The organism is Ekhidna sp. (assembly GCF_039960695.1).
Lineage (GTDB): Bacteria > Bacteroidota > Bacteroidia > Cytophagales > Cyclobacteriaceae > Ekhidna.
Genome location: NZ_JBDVKP010000010.1, coordinates 18826 through 38901 on the forward strand (window position 1 = coordinate 18826; position 20076 = coordinate 38901).

General features: G+C 38.7%; 16 protein-coding genes. 8 read left to right on the top strand and 8 right to left on the bottom strand.

Annotation, left to right across the window (positions count from 1 at the left end):
- Window positions 1–7: 7 nt before the first annotated feature.
- Together murI and ABJG98_RS05525 are read right to left on the bottom strand one after the other, a co-directional pair.
- Complete coding sequence (gene murI / locus ABJG98_RS05520) at window positions 8–832, bottom strand: glutamate racemase (protein ID WP_348278488.1); 825 nt, start codon at window positions 830–832, stop codon at window positions 8–10.
- Between the two features lie 81 nt (window positions 833–913).
- The gene (locus tag ABJG98_RS05525; protein WP_348278664.1) at window positions 914–2287 is read right to left on the bottom strand and encodes a cystathionine beta-synthase; all 1374 of its coding nucleotides are present in this window, start codon (window positions 2285–2287) and stop codon (window positions 914–916) included.
- Between the two features lie 160 nt (window positions 2288–2447).
- Here ABJG98_RS05525 and ABJG98_RS05530 point away from each other — a divergent pair, with 160 nt between their 5' ends.
- A complete protein-coding gene (locus tag ABJG98_RS05530; RefSeq protein ID WP_348278489.1) occupies window positions 2448–3620 on the top strand; it encodes a hypothetical protein in 1173 nt (390 codons plus the stop codon).
- A gap of 183 nt (window positions 3621–3803) precedes the next feature.
- On the opposite strand, the gene ABJG98_RS05535 is transcribed toward ABJG98_RS05530, so the two are convergent.
- Both ABJG98_RS05535 and ABJG98_RS05540 read right to left on the bottom strand, forming a co-directional pair.
- Entirely contained in the window at window positions 3804–5567 is a 1764-nt protein-coding gene (locus ABJG98_RS05535; RefSeq protein WP_348278490.1) for a hypothetical protein, read from the bottom strand.
- A gap of 130 nt (window positions 5568–5697) precedes the next feature.
- Window positions 5698–7332, bottom strand: a complete 1635-nt coding sequence (locus ABJG98_RS05540; protein WP_348278491.1) for a hypothetical protein — start codon at window positions 7330–7332, stop codon at window positions 5698–5700.
- Window positions 7333–7430: 98 nt separating this feature from the next.
- Here ABJG98_RS05540 and ABJG98_RS05545 point away from each other — a divergent pair, with 98 nt between their 5' ends.
- Genes ABJG98_RS05545 through ABJG98_RS05560 form a run of 4 tightly spaced genes read left to right on the top strand, consistent with a single transcriptional unit; the run spans window position 7431 to window position 11038 of the window.
- On the top strand, window positions 7431–8783 hold the full coding sequence (locus ABJG98_RS05545) for a M24 family metallopeptidase (RefSeq protein WP_348278492.1): 1353 nt from the start codon (window positions 7431–7433) through the stop codon (window positions 8781–8783).
- Window positions 8784–9602, top strand: a complete 819-nt coding sequence (locus tag ABJG98_RS05550) for an AraC family transcriptional regulator (RefSeq protein ID WP_348278493.1) — start codon at window positions 8784–8786, stop codon at window positions 9600–9602. It abuts the gene before it with no gap.
- A gap of 52 nt (window positions 9603–9654) precedes the next feature.
- Window positions 9655–10062 carry a DUF1761 domain-containing protein gene (locus ABJG98_RS05555; RefSeq protein ID WP_348278494.1) on the top strand — a complete coding sequence of 136 codons (408 nt, stop codon included), beginning with the start codon at window positions 9655–9657 and terminating at the stop codon, window positions 10060–10062.
- Between the two features lie 4 nt (window positions 10063–10066).
- On the top strand, window positions 10067–11038 hold the full coding sequence (locus ABJG98_RS05560) for a hypothetical protein (protein WP_348278495.1): 972 nt from the start codon (window positions 10067–10069) through the stop codon (window positions 11036–11038).
- A 21-nt stretch (window positions 11039–11059) separates the two neighbouring features.
- On the opposite strand, the gene ABJG98_RS05565 is transcribed toward ABJG98_RS05560, so the two are convergent.
- On the bottom strand, window positions 11060–11467 hold the full coding sequence (locus ABJG98_RS05565; RefSeq protein WP_348278496.1) for a DUF1761 domain-containing protein: 408 nt from the start codon (window positions 11465–11467) through the stop codon (window positions 11060–11062).
- A 334-nt stretch (window positions 11468–11801) separates the two neighbouring features.
- Between ABJG98_RS05565 and ABJG98_RS05570 the strand changes: the two genes are divergently transcribed.
- Entirely contained in the window at window positions 11802–14066 is a 2265-nt protein-coding gene (locus ABJG98_RS05570; RefSeq protein ID WP_348278497.1) for a UvrD-helicase domain-containing protein, read from the top strand.
- On the opposite strand, the gene ABJG98_RS05575 is transcribed toward ABJG98_RS05570, so the two are convergent.
- The 3 genes from ABJG98_RS05575 to ABJG98_RS05585 are packed head-to-tail and all read right to left on the bottom strand — an operon-like array spanning window position 14037 to window position 17001.
- Window positions 14037–14672, bottom strand: coding sequence for a hypothetical protein (locus tag ABJG98_RS05575; protein ID WP_348278498.1), 636 nt, complete (start codon window positions 14670–14672; stop codon window positions 14037–14039). The genes ABJG98_RS05570 and ABJG98_RS05575 overlap by 30 nt on opposite strands.
- A 3-nt stretch (window positions 14673–14675) precedes the next feature.
- On the bottom strand, window positions 14676–16220 hold the full coding sequence (locus ABJG98_RS05580) for a YHYH protein (protein WP_348278499.1): 1545 nt from the start codon (window positions 16218–16220) through the stop codon (window positions 14676–14678).
- Between the two features lie 58 nt (window positions 16221–16278).
- Entirely contained in the window at window positions 16279–17001 is a 723-nt protein-coding gene (locus ABJG98_RS05585; RefSeq protein ID WP_348278500.1) for a hypothetical protein, read from the bottom strand.
- 75 nt (window positions 17002–17076) lie between these two features.
- Here ABJG98_RS05585 and ABJG98_RS05590 point away from each other — a divergent pair, with 75 nt between their 5' ends.
- Both ABJG98_RS05590 and ABJG98_RS05595 read left to right on the top strand, forming a co-directional pair.
- A complete protein-coding gene (locus ABJG98_RS05590) occupies window positions 17077–18690 on the top strand; it encodes a VRR-NUC domain-containing protein (RefSeq protein WP_348278501.1) in 1614 nt (537 codons plus the stop codon).
- 28 nt (window positions 18691–18718) lie between these two features.
- Entirely contained in the window at window positions 18719–19828 is a 1110-nt protein-coding gene (locus ABJG98_RS05595; protein WP_348278502.1) for an FAD-dependent oxidoreductase, read from the top strand.
- Window positions 19829–20076 lie beyond the last annotated feature (248 nt).

Consider the following 20076-nt stretch of genomic DNA (forward strand, 5'->3'; position numbering starts at 1 on the left):
TGTAAAGCTAAGTTAATTCATCCCAAATGGGAATTTGCTCAAGATGAACTTTCTCACCAAAAAATGTTTTCGTTGTACGTTCAAACGAATCAGTGAAATCAGAAACATAAAATTTATCATCCGTGACTTCTGATCTATTGCAAAGCTGATTGTATTCTAAGAAGGACCTTAATGCTTTAGCTACAGTATCCGCTGAATCTATGATTTCGACTGCCTCATTCAAATCATTATAGTAGTCCTTAATTTCTTTCTGAATAATCGGATAATGAGTACATCCTAAAATTAGAGATTTGATGCCAACCAATACAGAATCATTCAGGTATTTACTAATGATATTTTTGCTAATCTCATCTTCATAGATTCCTTCTTCAATCATTGGAACCAGTAAAGGTGTCGCTAATGCCTTAAAGTCAATATTTTGATCTAATTCAGCTATTTTTTTAGCATATACTCCCGCACTAACTGTTTGTTTTGTTCCAATCAATCCAACAATATCATTGTGATGATTTTCTCGAATAAAATCCACCGTAGGATTTATTACGTCAAACACTTTTGCACGTTTGCCAACATATTCTGTAACTAATTCATACGCCGCTGAAGAAGCCGAATTACACGCTATTAAAATAACTTTGCATCTATGCTTTAGCAGCATCTCAGCAATCCTCACAGAATACGCTTGAATGGCCGCAGTGGACTTATCACCATAAGGCAGGTGTGCTGTATCACCAAAATAGATAACTGACTCTTGTGGTAATATTTTTTTTACAGCCTTAGCTACTGTAAGGCCGCCTATTCCACTATCAAAAATCCCTATTGGTTGATTCGACTTCATTTATACAATTAAAAAATCCCGACGATTTACGCCGGGACTGCAAGTAAAGAGTTAAAGTTTAATTGTGCTATTCAAATTTAATCAATTCGTCATTGCAACCAAAAGGTCACTTTGAGTTATAATATGCACATTATTTTTATCGTCTCTTACAAGAAGTGCTTTCGTTTGCTTACCAAGCATCGAAGACATCACATCCAAGGTATCATGTGGAGAAACAAACTGAAAAGCTCCATCCATTACTTCGGATACTGGCTTGTCTTTCATTTCTGGATTTTCAATTAAGCTTCCCAAAATCTTACTATCAGATATGCTTCCTACAAAGTGATCTCCGTTGATTACCGGAGCTTGATCTATCCCTTTTTGGCTCATAAGTTTTATAGCCTCTCCTACTTTCAAATCCTGACCAATTGTCACTAGCTCAGATTGCCCGTTCTTATTTGTAATAATGTCTTTAGCAGTAGCGAACTTTCGCTCCTCCAGAAATCCATGATCCTTCATCCAATCGTCATTATAAACTTTACCGAGATATCTGGTTCCATGATCCGGTAAAATAATAACCATTACATCGTCTTCTTTAAGATTTTCTTTAGCATACTCAAGTGCGCCGTGCACAGCAGATCCGCAAGACCATCCCACAAATAAACCCTCTTCTCTTGCTAGTTTACGCGTCATAATTGCAGCATCCTTATCTGTTACTTTCACAATGTGATCCACCATATCGAAATTGACATTTTTTGGTAGAATATCCTCTCCAATACCTTCGGTCAAATATGGATAAATCTCTTTCTCATCGAAGACACCTGTCTCCTTATACTTCTTAAAAACAGATCCATACGAGTCTAAACCGACAGTTATAACACCCGGGTTCTGCTCTTTGAGATATTTTGATGTTCCACTGATTGTACCTCCTGTACCCATACCAGCTGCATAATGTGTGATTTTTCCATCTGTATCCTTCCAGATTTCTGGTCCGGTAGTTTCATAATGCGCCAAAGTATTTGACTCATTGTCGTATTGGTTGGGATAAAATGAATTTGGAATGTCTTCATTGAGTTTTTTTGCCACAGAATAGTACGATTTTGGATCTTCAGGAGAGACATTTGTAGGGCATACAATTACTTCAGCTCCCATTGCTCTTAAAACATCCATTTTTTCCTTACTCTGCTTGTCTGCCAACGTGAAAATGCACTTATAACCCTTTGCAATGGCTACAAGAGCAAGCCCCATTCCAGTATTTCCAGAAGTACCTTCAATGATAGTTCCCCCAGGCTTTAAAACACCATCCTTTTCAGCGTCCTCGATCATTTTCAAAGCGATTCGATCTTTGATTGAGTTTCCAGGATTGAAATACTCAACTTTGACCAAAATGGTCCCTTTTATTCCTTCATTAACGTTGTTTAGCTTCAGTAAGGGTGTATTACCAATTCCTTCAGTAAGGTTATTTAAATAATTCATTTGTGGGTTATAAGATTGAAGTACAAAGGTAGAAAAAAGCATTTCAACAAGCCAAAAGAAAGTTATGTCGAATAATGGCATCTAACCAATGAATTTAATGGTTAATTAAAATCTTTAGATACTCTTTACTGCGTAATTTCGCATGTTATCCAAAACAAATATGAAAACTAGATTCATCTGTTTACTTGCTTTAATTGCAAGCTTTTATGTTTCTGCTCAAACAACCACCGCTGACGGGTCATGGCAAGTCAATGGAAACTGGGATGCATCCTACCCTGGAAATGGAACTGATGGAGACGGGACGTTAAACCTCGATGGTGAAACGATCGATATAAATGATTACATCACTCTTGGCTCGAATATTAGCGATGTAAATGTGAACGTAGCCAATAGCAATTTTGCCGGTGAGTTCACGGTAAATGATACACTTGTAATTTTCGGTGATGTAGTATTTGAAAATAAGTCCATGGAGCTAACTGTTACCTCCAATGGCGTATTGATCATTTTCGGCGACCTCACGATGAATAACAAAATCTCTGTTGATTCAGACGGTTTGATAGTAGTAACAGGCACTTTTACTATGTCTGGTTCAACAGGAAATAATGATTACTCTGGAGATGGGAATGTTTACGCAGGAAGCTATGGAGGAAATGCTGAATCTGAGATTGACGATAGTGGAGATGGGTCAGGAGATTCATCATTTCTGCTGGATGATTTATCCGATGATGGGTTCGGTCCTATCGAAGAGTATGTTAATGGAGGTGGAGCTACCCCTTTGCCCGTAGACTTGCTCTATTTCAATATAGATGCTACTAATGGTATAAAGCTAACATGGGCAACTGCGTCAGAAATAAATAACGACTTTTTTACAATTGAACGATCTGAAGATGGCATCTACTTTTATGAAGTAGGGAAAGTGGAGGGTAACGGAAATACAAATGAATTAATAGCTTATGAATTTTCAGACAATTTTGCCTTTGCTCCGATTGAATTTTACAGGTTAAAACAAGTCGATTTTGACGGTCAATATGAATATTTTGAAGTAAAGCGAGTGAGTACAGGCCTCATAAAAGAAAAGAGAGAAATTGTAGCATATCCTACAATTGTCAAAAATGGAGCATTAATACTCTCCTCGACCAAACCAATCCTTATTAAAGAAGTAATGTTTTATAGCATATCTGGCGGTACTGCAAAAAGGTTAACTCAGCAAGTCGTGCAACAAGATATGCTTAGTTATCATGTGAACCTTTCAAAACTTAAAAAAGGAATCTATTTAATGAAGGTTCAGTCAACGGAAGGCGATGAGCACACTTCTAGAATTATAGTGGAATAAAAAAGGGCGTCCAAAGGACGCCCCTACCACCAAAATTACTCCGCTTTCAGAGTAACGTCTTCATAATCAAAACCTAATATTATTTAATAGAAGACTTGCAAATATCAATTGGTGGCTCCTCGTGTCCTAGCTTTACAGGTGTACAAGAGGTTGACTTCAACGTCATTCAGGTTTACGAGAGGTCTACTTAGCGATGGGACCGCAAAAAGAGGCTGCCAAGCGTATCATTTCCGTCGGACTATTCTCCACGATTTGTAATTCGAGATCTTGACGCAAATCCTCATCGATACGAGAGAACTTTAAAATTATATCTGAAAAAGACCAAGCAATTTCTAACTGTTGCCTTACTTTTTTTGCTTCTGCATGTCTATTTTGAGCAACCAAACTGTGATATAGACCATTTAATGCAAACCCATTTTTGGGGAAATTTTTAAGGTCTTGCTTGTATACAATCTCAGCATCATTGAACCGATTTTGTCTCATATAAAGCTCACCAAGAAGATGCCTAACTGAAAAGAACCAATCGGGTGGTTCATTATAGCTCATACTATCTTCGATTTCAACAGCTTCTGTGAGCAGTAATTCTGCTTTTTCAAAATCAAGTGTTTTTTGAGCTATTTCAGCCTCCAATACCTTACTGGCTATATTCACTACTGTTTGACCAGAATTGATTCCAAAAATCAAAAATTCATCAAACCCGGCACCATTCTGCACATCATTAAGGTTTTGCAGTTCTTTACTAGCACTTGAAAGCTGATTTAAATTAGCATAGGCCATACCTCTGGCATAGTGCCAAAGAGTTGTTAAATAAGGAAATCTTACATCCGGAGCGCTCAATATTAATATTCTTTCCCATTGAGCAAATTTTACTAATACATTATATGGAATGGTCATAAAATGCTGAGTTGTTTCAAAACCTGGTACTCCAAGTAATGATTGATCGATGGTTTGTACCATTTTAAAAGAAGATTCAATGGCTAGCGCTCCTCTTCCTTCCAACGCAGCGCAAGCAGCCAGGAAGTGGTAATTATGATAATAGTATAATGGGAATGCTCCCTGAGCTACACACTGAGCACTATAGATACTATCAGCTTCAACGGCATCAAGATTAACCAAGGTTCCAAGGTGATAATCTCCTGTGTTTATATATGTATGAGATGGCATATGAACCAAATGGCCAGCACCTGGAATAATCAAACTTCGTAATTCTCCTGCTGACTTCATACCTAACTCAGGCCAGCTAGCCGCCTCTGTGGCATGAATATTCAAATGATTCGCAAGTGGATGTTTTGGATTGATGTTCAAAGCCTGATCAAGTGCTCTCTTGATTTCAGGGGTCCAATCTCTGGCAGGGCCACCTTTGTATTCATACAAATCCCACGGATGCTGTAGCATCAATGCTTCAGCGTATAAAGTTGCAACATCTGCATTTTCCGGATATGCCATGCTTAGATCTTTCATAGAGTTGGCAAATGAAACTAATTGTGGCTCCTCAATATCTGCTGAATATTTAACAGCCGATGCTTCTACTAATCTTCTTTCAAGATCTGCAACGGTGTGCTTAAGCGAGAGAGACTTATTTACAGCCCACATTATTTCTTTTCTGGAAGCTATATCCAATGGCGCATTATAATTTGGTCCCAAAGTGTACGCAAGCCCCCAGTATGCCATTACAAAGTTACTATCCAGACGTATAGCTTCTCTAAATGATCTTGCTGCTTCACCGTGATTAAAGCCATAGGTGAAAATCATTCCTTGATCAAAGAAACGTTTGGCGTCCTCGGATGCGGTTGTTGCATTCATTCGATAGTCACCAATGGTTTCGAATAAAGGAGCCTGAAATGTTGTTTTTTGCTCAGCGCAAGAGGATAGTAGTAAAACTGCGGTTGCAATTCCTAAGCAGACAATCAACCGGTTGAAAAGCGGGATATTAATTGATTTTTCCATGGTATAGTGTGATTTTAAAACCATCACAAAAATGGATATCTAAAAGTCAACACTCTTTATATAACCGTGTACTAAAAGTGACGCTTCCATTCTCACCAGTAGACAAAAGGTCACAAGCAAACGAAAGAAACTAGCTCACAGTATTTAAAAAGTCGTTTATCGACATCTCGCCCGGTAGATTCAGTTTCTTTTTAAGGCGATACCTGGCAGTTTTTACACTCTCTGTTGAAATGCCCATCATCTCGGAAATCTCCTTGATAGAAAAATTCATTTTCACCAGTGCACACAGTTTTAAATCATTACCCGTTAGTGATGATTCACGATCCAAAATTTTATCAAAAAAACCAGTGTGCAAATTTTCGAATCTCATTTTAAAATCTTCCCAATCTCTATCGATTTGTAGATGTCTTTTTATGGTACGCTCCATCCCAATTAAATTTTGCCTTGCATCATCTACTGAGGTCTTTTTCATTTCTGAAACAGAATCCATTAGTTCTTCAAAAAGTCGATTTTTTTGAACAAAATTTACTGTGTACGATACCAATTCTCTGTTTTTAAATTCCAGTTCTTGCTTTGCTTCGTCTGCTTCTTTCTTAGCCAATTGTTCATTTCGCTGAGCGGCCAGCTGTCTGTTTCGAATAATAAGTGCTGCAAAAACAATCACAGTAACCATAAGAATGATAAGAACAAAAATTCGTGTGTTCTGGATTTCAGACTTTTGCTCTAAGATTACAATCTCATTTTCTTTTGCTATCAATTGTCTTTTTTGTTCGGCTGTTGCTAACTCTGCTTCAAGCCTGGAAATATTATTTAAAGTTTGTTCGTTGAAAATGCTATCCTTCTGCTGAACGTACCTATCGTAATAAATTATCGCTCTTTCAAGATTCCCTTTTTCTCTGGCAATTTGCTGCAGTCTATCATATATCTCTTTTAATAGCTTATGTGATTGGACTTTTCTGGCGGCGACAAGAGCTTTATTTAGAAAATCTTCAGCTTTGTTAATCCTATTGGTAAGTATTGCTACATCAGCCAGATAGAGATAGTTACGTGTGACACCATCAATGTCTTGAATTTTTTCACTCACCTCTAGCGAATGATTCAGATATAAAGCTGCACTATCATACTCTTCCGTTTTTGTTTTTAGAAGTCCGTATCTATTCAGTATTTCTGACATCCCATACATAAATTGATCGCTACCATGGATGTATTCAGCACGTTGCAAAAAGTCATATGCTGCATTAAAATTTTCTTGACGAATGAATATAGTAGCCACTTTTACATATGTAGTTGCAGATCGGTTGGTTGCTCCAACCTTTTCAAAAAGTTTGAGTGCATCAAAATAGTACTCAAGTGCCAATTCATCATCTGTACGATCTGAATAGATCAATCCAATATTCATCAAACAGTTAGCCTCACCTAGCGTATCACTCATGTTACGGTACAGCGATAATCCATCCAATAGGTATTCGAGCCCACGATCATAACTACCTCGTGCCCAATGTGCTACACCTATTACCCTATTAGAAAATGCCAGACCGTTTGAATCGTTTAAAATTTCTGCAAGTGCTTTGGCTTGCTGACCATATATAATCGATTGCACTGGATTGATGATCCAATATTCATAGCCTAGACTGTTAAGTAGTTGAACCTTTACGACATCTTCGGAGGTATGATTAAATAGCTCGTACTTTAAACTATCAATCCTAGGATTCGCTAGCATATAAAGCGATAGAACAGTTAGTAACGATGCAGATATCAGCCTCATAATTAGGTATTGGTGACAAACTAATTTCGTAAAAACGCATCAAAACCCAGTTGTGTTTCCCATTTCTCGTATCTTAGACGGGTATAAGATTTTAACCCATGAAAAAAATTTTTATAGTCATTTTCATCCTGTTTTCATCTTTTATTAATGCGCAAAATCCGTATACACCGAAAGTTCTTTCTATGCAAGAACGAGCAGAGGTGATCGATCAATGGTTGAAAGAGCGAGTAGAGACAGTACTTCCACCAATCATGCGCCGTTCTGGAATTGACATGTGGGTAATCATTGCCCGTGAGTACAATGAAGATCCAGTGATAAAAACATTACTTCCTGCTACATGGCAATCCGCCAGGAGGACGACCATGCTTATCGCTTATGATCCAGGCGAAGGCAAGCCTCTAGAAACATTTGGAATGTCCAGATACAATACTGGTGAATTATTTAAGACTATATGGAACAAGGAAGAGCAGCCAGACCAATGGAAAGCTTTGGCAGAAATGATTGTAGCTAAAAATCCCAAAAAAATTGGAATTAACAAATCTGAAACTTTTGCATTAGCTGACGGAATTTCATCTACTCACTATGATCAGCTAATGAGGGTACTTCCCAAAAACTATCAGTCTCGGGTTGTAGGAGCTGAAAATGTTTCCATTGGCTGGTTAGAGACACGGACAGAAAGTGAGATGATTGTTTATCAAAACATTGTCCGAATAGCGCATCAAATCATTGCTGAGGGTTTTTCTGAAAAAGTAATTCAACCCGGAATCACAACCACCAATGATATCGTTTGGTGGTATCGTGATAGAATAAGGAAATTAGGATTTACGGCATGGTTTCATCCCTCGGTTTCTATCCAACGAAAGGATCCCGAGTCGTTTGACCACCTGCGATCATTTTCAGAAAGACCTGAACAACAAGTGATCTACCCTGGTGACCTTTTACATGTGGATTTTGGAATTACCTACTTAAGATTAAATACGGATACTCAGCAGCACGCGTATGTGCTAAAGTCTGATGAAAGGGAGGTACCAAATTTTCTGATAGAGGCATTTAAGAAAGGTAATCGAGTGCAGGATATCCTCACATCTAATTTCAAGGTCGGGAGAAGTGGAAATGAGATATTGAAAGCTACACTAGATCAGTGTAAAACTGAAGGTCTGAAAGGTGTAATCTATACTCATCCAATCGGATTTCATGGGCATGCAGCAGGCCCAACAATCGGACTTTGGGATCAACAAGGAGGCGTTCCTGGAAAAGGTGACTATCCGCTTTATCCAAATACCGCCCATTCCATTGAATTAAATGCAGGAGTTTATCTCAAAGAATGGGACAAAGAAATTCGAATCATGCTCGAGGAAGATGCATTTTTCGATGGCCAGAATGTCAAATATATTGATGGTAGGCAAACCGAGATAATGACAATTCCACGTTCACTCTTCCCTAATGAATAGATGAATTTTCACCTACATCAGCCATCAGGTTTTCTTGCCCAATTTATTGAGTCAATAGTCTATTTTGACAAATACTCTCCCACTCACGATGTGGAACAGATGCTGCCAGATGGCTATCAGGACTTAGTCATCGACTTAACAGATCAGCCGAAATACATATTCGATAATCATTCGTTGCTAGTGAAACAGAAATGCTCTGAGGCATGGTTGTCAGGAACACGTACTAGCTTAATTACGATTGATGCCGGAGGTACAGATTCTTCAATGATGGTGGTACGCTTCAAGCACGGCGCAGCTTTTCACTTCACCCAATTTCCAATAACAGAAGTGAAAGATCAAGTACTTGATTCAGACCTGATATTCGGTGATAAAATCAAAATACTACGCTCGGATATCAAGACTGCTTCTCTAGTTTCAGACAAAATTGACACGGTTGAGCGATTTCTTGAACAGCAACTCCTCCCTGAAGAAATACCATCAGCTGTCACCTTTGCTGTGGAGGCTATAAAATCAAATCCTTCTACTCAAACCATTGAGTGGGTGGCCAGCAAGACCGGCTACAGTCAGAAGCACTTTATCAATTTATTTAAGAAACACCTTGGAATTACACCAAAGGGGTTTCAAAAAATACAGAGATTTCAAAAGGTAGTATTGGAAATAGATTCCACTTGTCAAATCAATTGGACTCAATTATCACTTGATTGTGGCTATTATGACCAAGCGCATTTTATCAATGAGTTTAAAGCCTTTTCGGGTTACAGTCCCAAGCAGTATTTGACAGTAAAAGGGCCTTTAATCAACTACATTCCGGTTAGGTAAATTTTTTCCAATATTTCTTTTAAGAAGGCCAATACATTTGAAAGAAAAAATTATGGAAGAAATATATATTAATCATTGGGCTGTTATTGCAGCCGCTGTTTCTAATTTAATTGTAGGTGCTATCTGGTACTCACCTGTCTTATTTTACAAAGGCTGGAAAGAAGCTAACAACAAGACCGATGACGACTTTAAGAATGTTAATGTTGGGAAACTGTATGGGATATCTACACTGCTCTCATTAGCCATTTGTTACAATATGGCTTTTTTTCTTGGTGACGTTGATACAGATTGGGTTTGGGGTACGACAGCAGGTTTTCTGGCTGGCTTTGGATGGGCAGCATTAATATTCATCATAATTGCCATGTATGAGCAAAAGCCCATTAAATATATGCTTATTAATGGAGGGTATATCACTCTCTATTTTACATTAATAGGCTTTATCTTAGGTATTTGGAGATGACACTATGAAACACCTTACCTATATACTAATAACTACTGGTTTACTCTTTGCTTGTGCTACGGAAGTTAAAGATGACAATGCAAAATCAAAGATCTATCGTGCAGCATATAATGTTCTCACCGATCAGGAGAATGACAATTACGAAGTATTTTCTGCAAACTTGGATGGAACTGACGTAATTAACATTACAAATCTTGATGGAGTTGAATGGACTTACCGCTCAATGAATGATAAGGTTCTTTACATATCAGATCGTGACACGTGCTACAGATGCTATTTCCTCTACGAGACAGATGCATTAGGCCAAGAACATAGGCGAATTGGGGGGCCTCAGCTCAAAGATAGTTGGATGGATTTTCGAAAAGGTGGAGATGAAATAATAGTGAATCCGAAGGTAGAAAATGATAGTGCTTTTTACATCATTAATCGCAATGGTGAGCTCATCCAAAAAGTATATACAGGTATGGCTTATTTCAGTGATCCTTCTTTTTCACCTGATGGATCGAAGATTGTATTCCGTGGATCTAACAAGCGCTTCAAGGCGAATATTGGTTATCAAGATGAACTATACATTATTGGAGTAGACGGTCATAATTTACGGCAGTTGACAAATTACCCAGAGAGTGACACCACAGCAAAATGGTGGCAATATCATGCGGGACCTCCATACTGGGAGCCTACAAGAGATCTTATTACTTTTCATTCCGTTCAACAAGGAGGCTCTTTCTTGTTTCAAATCAATCCTGACGGTTCTCAGTTAAAAAAACTAACACCAGATTCTTTAAAAGTTGGATGGCACAACTGGTCGTCGGATGGAAGTTTGATAACCTTTGACGTAAATACTACAGGATCGGATGGTAAAATGAATTTTGATATTTTCGTCATGAACTATAACACCGGCGAAATTACCCAAGTAACAAATGAAACTCTTTTTGCTCAATCAGCAGTTTTAGTAGAAATGAAAAACCCCGATTAAATCGGGGTTAATTCTTTTGTGTCACATGATTGTCAAAATCACACCCATCAATGTCAAGAGTACCACAAAGTAAAATGCATTGATAAACCATAGTTTAAGTGAAGCCCGTGAAAATAGTGCGTTTACGCCCATTGCAGCTGCTATAAAGAACAGCCCAATATGCAATCCGTAAGCTGCACCCTGTCCTACTGACGGATCTGTGTTGCCATGACCAAGAAAGAAAGCTAGTTGAAGTGCGATGATAAACTCAAGAATGAAAGCAGTTCCATAAACCTTTGCCATATTGGCCTCTTTAAGATCATCTTCCGTAAATCCCATTTCAGCCATCCAAGCCTTGCCAAAAATGGGGCCATACCAAAGACCTCCAACGATGAATGCTGATACCGTAGCTACCAAAACAGCTAACCAATTAATTGATGAAAAATCCATAAGTGTTGTAGTTAAGTTAGTTTTTGAAGAAAACAAGATAAAAATTTTCATCCATTAATTTGCAATTACTTCTCCATCTCCAAGGTCTGATATTACCTTTCATTGACATTTGGCTAATGTTGTTAATTTTATCACTTATAAAGCAGGAAAAGAAACCACCATCACTGTTGTGAAAAAGTCATTCTTCAAAGCCAACAACTTTATACTTATTATTGAGGTGATTTTGTTTGTAAGTTTTTTAGCATTCGTTGTGCTCAACAAGTTTTTTCATTTTGTCGGCTGATTTAGCCTCTCGTCAAAATTTATTCTTCTTCAAATCAAATAGATTTGCCACATGGCAGAAGCGAAGGCAGATTACCTTGATCAACTCAATCCCCCACAAAAAGAAGGTGTAGTAAATGTAGAAGGACCATGCATGATCATTGCTGGAGCAGGGTCTGGTAAGACACGTGTTCTCACTTACAGAATTGCCCATTTAATCAAGGCACATAATGTTGACCCTTTCAATATTATGGCGTTAACCTTTACCAACAAGGCAGCGCGAGAAATGCAGAAACGGATAGAAGAGTTGGTTGGTAGTGAAGCTAAAAATCTGTGGATGGGGACTTTCCATTCTGTTTTTGCGAGAATACTGCGAGCTGAAGCGGGTAAGATTGGTTATCCGAGCAATTTCACGATTTACGATACAGATGATTCAAAGTCGCTTATAAAACTCATCGTCAAAGAATTCAACCTGGATGACAAAGTATACAAACCTAACATTGTATACAATCGGATTTCTAGTGCAAAGAATAGGCTCGTCTCCTGGCATGAATACCAAAACAACCCGATCTATCAAGAAGATGACGCGCAGAATATGCGACCTGAAATGGGACGTATCTACAGAGCCTATTCCGAGCGATGCTTTGCAGCAGATGCCATGGATTTCGATGATCTGCTGTTTAACACCAACATTCTATTTCAGAATCACAATGATGTACTGAATAAGTACCAGCAGCGGTTCCATTATGTGATGATTGATGAGTTTCAGGATACAAACATCTCGCAGTACCTGATTGCAAAAAGGCTAGCAGCAGTCCGTCAAAATATTTGCGTGGTAGGTGATGACGCCCAAAGCATCTACGCCTTTCGTGGGGCGGACATTCAAAATATTCTAAACTTTGAACGAGACTACCCAGACATAAAAACCATAAGATTGGAGCAAAACTATCGATCGACTCAAACGATAGTGAACGCAGCAAACTCCGTCATCAATAAAAACACAGCTCAACTGAAAAAAAGTGTCTGGACTGCCAATCAGGAGGGTGATTTAATTGAGTTGATTAAATCTACCTCAGACAATGAAGAAGGAAAGTTGGTGGCTTCTGCCATCTTCGAAACCAAGATGCATAATCATTCTTCTGAGAAAGAGTTTGCAGTATTATACAGAACCAACAGTCAATCAAGAGCCATTGAGGAGGCACTTAGAAGGAACAACATCAAGTATCGAATCGTGGGTGGACTTTCATTTTACCAACGAAAAGAAATCAAAGACCTTCTCGCCTATTTCCGATATACAGTAAACCCAAATGATGAAACTGCTATGCGTAGAATCATCAATTTGCCAAAGCGAGGTATTGGACCGGGTACTATTGACAAGATGGTAGTTGCTTCAAATGAAGAAGATAAAACACTGTGGGAGATTATGGAAAAAGCCAGCTCCTATGTAGGTGGCAAAGGAGGAATTCAAGTTGAAAATTTTTCTACACTCATTAAATCATTCCGATTAACCAATGAGAAGAAAGATGCATATGATACAGCCTCTCAAATAGCTAAAACTTCTGGGCTATTGAAAGAGCTCTATGAAGACAAGACCATTGAAGGGATGAACCGCTATGAGAATACGCAAGAGCTTCTTAATGCGATAAAGGAGTTTACCGATGATGCTGACCGTGAAGATAAAAGTCTCGGCGCTTTTCTTCAGGATGTAGCACTTCTCACGGATGAAGATCGAAATCAGAAGTCTGATGACGCGGTAACTTTGATGACCATTCACATGGCCAAAGGTCTGGAGTTTCCTTATGTCTTTATCGTTGGCCTGGAAGAAGAGCTCTTTCCATCGCAAATGATGCTGAGTAGTCGTGCTGACCTTGAGGAAGAAAGAAGATTGTTCTATGTGGCAATAACTAGAGCAGAAAAGAAATTGTATTTGAGCTACGCGCTCAACAGGTATAGGTATGGTAGGCTTAAAAACTGTGAGCCAAGTAGATTTTTAGAGGAAGTAGATCCTCAGTTTATAAAAGTAAATCGTAAGTTTTCATCCAATGATCCAGTCTCCCCTGGCATCAACTATGTGACTAAAAACTTTGTGAACAACATAAAGAAAGAAAATACTACGAAACGATTTGCTACAAAGGTCAATCACAAGCCAAGTGCTGATTTTGAACCCAGTGATACATCCAATTTAGCTGAAGGAATGAAAGTGGAACACCCTAAGTTTGGTTTCGGTGTGGTAACCAACATCGATGAGCAAGGCGCCAATAAAAAAGCAAAGGTAGATTTCGAAAAGGCAGGGGAGAAAACTCTCTTACTAAGCTTTGCCAAGTTGCGCATTCTTTAATCTATTCTTTATAAGAACTACTGCAACTAAAACCAGAAATAGCAATACAACGACTCCAGAAATCAATGCTAGGTTATTGCTAGGAGCCTTGTTTACTGAGATTATTCCTTGACCAGTAAATTTCAAATTTGCAGAAAAATCATTATCTGTGCTGAGGAAGAATTTGGAGAATTTATCTCCTCCTCGATAAATTCTAAACAAGTTGGTTTGGTTATAAATGTGCTCAAACATGGGTAAGTACACACTCATGTTTTGAGGATGTCCCGAGATTTCAGGCAGGATGTATTTCACATCCGTTTGATGACTTCCAAGCAAAATGCCCCCGCTCACGAATTTGATTTTCTTTCCATCTACTCTCAAATGGATGTTCTCTGTCAAGTACTTCAGAAAAGACTTTTTGTAGTCATCCTTATTCATTTTTGAAAGTACTTCTTTGTCATGCATCTTGAGCATTTGAGCATCAACGGCAGCCTGGGCAAAGTTCATCTCGATAAACCAGCCAGCTCCTGTATCTCTTAATGTATACGTAGCAATCTTAGCATTGTGAGCCATGGTTTGAAATGCTATAGCTCCAGATAAAACAACTACCAGAAATAACCTAGTCATTTTTTACATTGGTTTGTCAAACGAATCAATAGACTGCTTACCCAAGATACATGGAGGCACATTGGTAATATCGGTAGACGCATGGTAATGATAGATTCCATCTGGGTAGTCCGCTGTAACGGCTGTGTGACCGTTGCATCCATCTAGACCTGTTGGTGTTACATCGCCATCATCATTTCCGGAATATATTGGATAGCCATCTCTGGCATAACCGACCAACGCTGTTGAGCTCTGAGTCTTATTTGAGCATTGGATGCCATTATCAGTATCTAACAACCCATTTGCGTCGAGTGTCGCATCCATATGAGCAGCCAAAAAGTGCCAATGATAATATCCTGCTGGATCATGATGCCCACCACAGCGATCTAATGATGGAATTTTTCCACTATTTCCAACCACGGATGGAGGTGCTCCATTTATAGGCACTCCATCTAACGCTAAACCAACATATTCAACACTTTCTATATTGTCTGGGCTTCCTATCAATGTGGGGATAACTGGAATTTGGAATGTCAAAGTGAGACCATCGTCTGGTGTTGGTTCCAGACATGCAGCGGTAGATCCTCCACCACCCATATTGGCTATACCTCCGCCAGGAACCACTGTTTCAATATTGATGTCGAAGCTTCCATCCATGTTGGCTACATCAGCTATAATATCGTATCCATCCATTTCCATTGCTTCAAAAAGTGCTGCTTTCATAACTTGGAATCCGGGATTTGTATCTCCATCGTAGTTTCCAAACCCTCCAACATCAAAAGTTGTCTCAGGACAAAATGGTCCATCATCATTTACAGGATTACTGTTAAAAGTGATTTCATAGCATTTACCAGAACCTCCCTCTGAATAACTGCAATCAACTAAGCTGTGAGTTACGTATCCAGGCATGCTTGTATATTGAGTTATATCTACCACATATGATGTGAAGTCAAATGCTGCTTCAGCGGTGCCGCCGTTACCATCATCTGCGATTACTTTACCTCCGAAGCTGACTCCAGAAGCAAGGCTTGTGAGCGAGTAAGTAGTGCCTGTTTCTCCTGTGGAAATTTCCTCAGAATTTAATTCAATTGTGTATGTAACATCATCACCATCTGCATCAACAGATGCAGTCCAGGAAATATTCGCTGCGTTGTGTGATATTGTTTCAACAGTAACCGTAAAAGATTCTGGATTCTGATTTTCCCCTACTGTCGTTGTTGTGAATGAAAAATTGGCAGTCGCTGTTCCTCCATTTCCATCTTTGGCCACTACACTCCCACTATAATCTGTGCTTGAATCTAAGTCAGTGAAGTCATACATGCGTATGCTCTGACCTTCGGAAACCAGGCTTGTACCAAGTTGTACATCATAGGTGATTTCATCACCATCTCCATCATTTGAAGCTGTCCAGCTTATTGTGGCTGATGTACTTCCTGTGGAATTTACTGTAACTGTAAACGATTCAGGATTTGAATTGGATGCTCCTGCTTCATCATCTCCTCCACAGGAAATACATAAAAGCATAGCGGTAACCAGCAATGTGGAAGGAATATTTTTCGTAATCATCATCTAATTAATTTCTATTTAGATGACAGAAGGGTCAACAGACTTGCGGCTTGCATTTAATTCATCCTCCAGCAAGCTGAAGCAATTTTTCATATTCTTTAATTCGGTCTGCGTCACCCAATCGTTTAGCTATTGTAAGCAAATCTTCGATGATTTCCTTGGAGAACGGATCGTCATATCGCGCCACTTCATAATATTCAAGGGATTTCTCATAATATTTCCTGGCTTTTTGCAACTCTATTAAATCTGAGGAATTATCGAATATTAAATCACCGGCCTGCTTATTGGTTTGGCCTAAATACAACACAGGCATAGATGATACCTCAAGATCTTTAGCCATCTCTAAATAGTTGATCCTGGCATCTAGCAATGTTAATTTGGAATTCAACTCATCCTCTTTCTTTTCAAGTTTTAAATAGAGATCTGCCTCCTTGGCTATTAGCGAATAAAGTATGTCATAGGCTTCTTCAATATGTGGCTTCCAACTTTTATCTAAGTAAGTGACTTTAGTCAAGTCTTGATAACTTAATTGTAATGGATCTTCTTCAGCAAATTTACCAGACGACTTTTGAGCTTTTTTAAGCCAGATCATCCCGCGGTAATAGTATAGTTTGGCTTTGGAAGATTCAGTTATCATACTTACTATTTCTTCCGCGTTTTTAAAATCAATCATAGCTTCATCATACTCTCCTACAGCAAAGTGTCTAATGCCTAAATCGACGTAACTTTGAGTAAATACTAATGACGAGTATAGAAGAAAAAATACAACTAGCAGTTGCTTCATAAAAAGTTAACAAGCGGTGTAATGTAAATACTTTGAAAACCCATCGAGTAACCAAAAACATCCCAACTATTGTAAATGTCTAAAAATGATCCAATCATACTACCTGAAAAATACTATTTAGACTACTTCAATTACGTATTAGAATTTGTAGAACGCCAATATGACCATATTTTGGATCAGCCAGAGCATTTGTTTTATCAATCTTTTCGCAGTCTTTCTGAACAGGCGCAGTGCCTTTATTTACGATTCTCTAATCGTAGAGGAGATTTCTTTCGAATCAGCAAAATAGCTTATGCTGAAATACCAAACCTTCATGATGCAAAAGATGAATTGATCCATCAAGGGTTTATTCAAATCAATGAAAGCAATGATCTATTACAGTTTCGACTTTTTACAAAATCAGAATTGACATCATGTTATGAGTTTCTTCTTGCCTCACAAAAAAAAGAAGACATCATGAACGAGCTTACAGAAGTGGATATTCCTATTATACATGAAAAGGAAGAAATTGCCCAAGTTTTAAAAAATGAGGAGGTAGAATTCATTAAGCTTCTTTTTTTTGGTCATAGAGGTGGTCGCATGACGGACTTTGTAATTAGAGATGTTGGCAATGTGAAAATTGAAAAGCTTGATGAATCCAACTTCAGCCCCTGGTTTCAATCCAGAGAGGAGGCTCTTTCGGTGATGCATTTATCTCAGCTTAAGCGCATGATCTATGAAATACAGGAAGCTAATCTTCCGCTGGAAGATTACATCGAAAAAATGCCGTGGGAAATTTGGCTTTCATATCCACGCTCTGCTAAATCTGCTGAAAAGCTTTTGCTCAAAATCGCCTATTATTTTGAGCAAGTTCAACTTCCAGATCAAGCGCTGAGTTATTATTCATATACTGATCGTCATCCCGCCAGGGAACGAAAAGTAAGATTATTAGATAAGCAAGATCGTAAACAAGAAGCTGTAGAACTAGCGAAAAGAATGTTGGAAGAAGCAGCAAATGCATCTGAGCTTACGTTCGCTACTGATTTTTTGAACCGAAAGGGTGTTCGAATTGATCGCAGCATGACGCAGCGCCTGAAAAATGCACCTTCGATCTCAATAACAACACCTACCGGTCGTGTAGAAAATGCAGTGCTTGAATACTTTGAAAATGAAGGATGGGATGGAATACACGCTGAGAACTTCTTGTGGAGAGGCTTATTTGGTCTTGTATTTTGGTACGTCATTTTTGATACAAACCACGGCTCATTCCATCACCCGCTTCAGCGGCAACCTTCAGATTTGAATGATGCAGCCTTTTTTGAGTCCAGACAATTGCTACTTGAGGAACAGCTCAAAAAGTTAAGAACCAGGAAACAAATGTCAGCATGGATTTCTAGCATACATGATGAGAAATATGGCGTAGCCAATCGGTTTGTCGTGTGGCATGAAGCGCTACTTCCTGCCCTGAAAGTAATGATAGAAAAGGTACCTCTAAAGGGGCTCAAGTCAGTATTAATTGAAATGTCCAAAAACATGAAAGAAAATAGTGCCGGGTTCCCGGATCTTTTTATATGGTCTAAAATGGATTACCACTTTTATGAAGTAAAATCACCTAATGATCATCTTTCTGCGCAGCAGCTGTTTTGGCTTGATTTTCTAGCATCTGTTAAAATCAAGTCGGAAGTATTACGCGTCAACTATACTGATTAGTTAAATTCAAAACCAAAATCAAATTTCAGTGCATAGTCTTTGGGAAAAACAATCATTTCTTACTCCAGATGTTTTAGTAATTGGTGCTGGCATCACGGGTCTATCAGCAGCGGCAACACTTAAGGAGCAATCTCCAGACCTGAAAGTATCTGTGCTCGAGCGAGGCGTACTTCCATCGGGTGCAAGTACAAAAAATGCAGGTTTTGCTTGTTTTGGGAGTGTTTCTGAATTGATGAATGATGTAGCTACGCTAGGTGAAGATGGCATGATCAAATTGGTAGAGAAGAGATGGGATGGTTTGCAAAAGACATGTCAGCGATTGGGCCGGCAAATGATTGATATCCAGGTAAAAAGCGGATATGAATTAATTTTTGGAGAAACGGAGGTAGATAGTCATATTGAAAAAATAAACCAGCTAATTAATCCTTTCTTCCAAACTGATGTCTTCAAACTATCAGATTCGAAGATCGATACCTTTGGGTTTAATAACACAAGTCACTTAATTGAAAACCACCTGGAAGGCCAGTTGGATACTGGAAAGCTTATAGCCACTCTTTGGAAATACTGTGCTGAAATAGGTGTTCAGGTTCATACAGGTTGCGAAGTACTAGACATCATTGAAGAAGAAGATGGAGTCATCGCCCAATGCAAAGACGTGAAATTCAAAGCCCCTAAAATGGCTGTATGTACGAATGCTTTCACGAAATCTCTGCTACCTCTAGATTTAGATCTTGCACCTGGAAGAGGAATAGTTATGAGCATCCACACCGAAAAACCAATAATGTTTGAAGGAACATTTCACTATCAGGAAGGCTACTATTACTTCAGAGATTATTATGGTATGCTCCTATACGGTGGAGCCAGAAATCTCGCTATGGATGAAGAGACTACCACTGAGTTTGGTGTCAATACACGCATTAAAGAAAAGTTGATAGCTGACCTAGAGACTATTATCCTTCCCGGTCAGCCATATGAAATAAAAATGGAATGGTCGGGCATTATGGCATTTGGGCAGACTAAAGCCCCAATCATTGAAAAAGTATCTGAAAGAGTAGCTATAGGTGTCCGTTTGGGCGGTATGGGAGTGGCTATCGGCAGTTTGGTCGGCGAAGAAGTCGCTGAAATGCTACTAAATTAGAAAACCCTAATCTCAAATTTTACAGTCATTATCTACACATCTTATAGGTTGGACGAACAAAATTGGAAGTGGTTTTTTAAATACCGTACTTCATATTGCAATCAAACGACACCTTTCCATGGCTTTACTTAAAATTTCAAAGGAACAAAAAGACTTCATCAACTTAAGTTTTGTGATATGCACGACGGGATTAGTCTTATCGCTATTAGTAGTTAAAATCCTCTTCGGCTAATTTCAAAAGAGTTTAC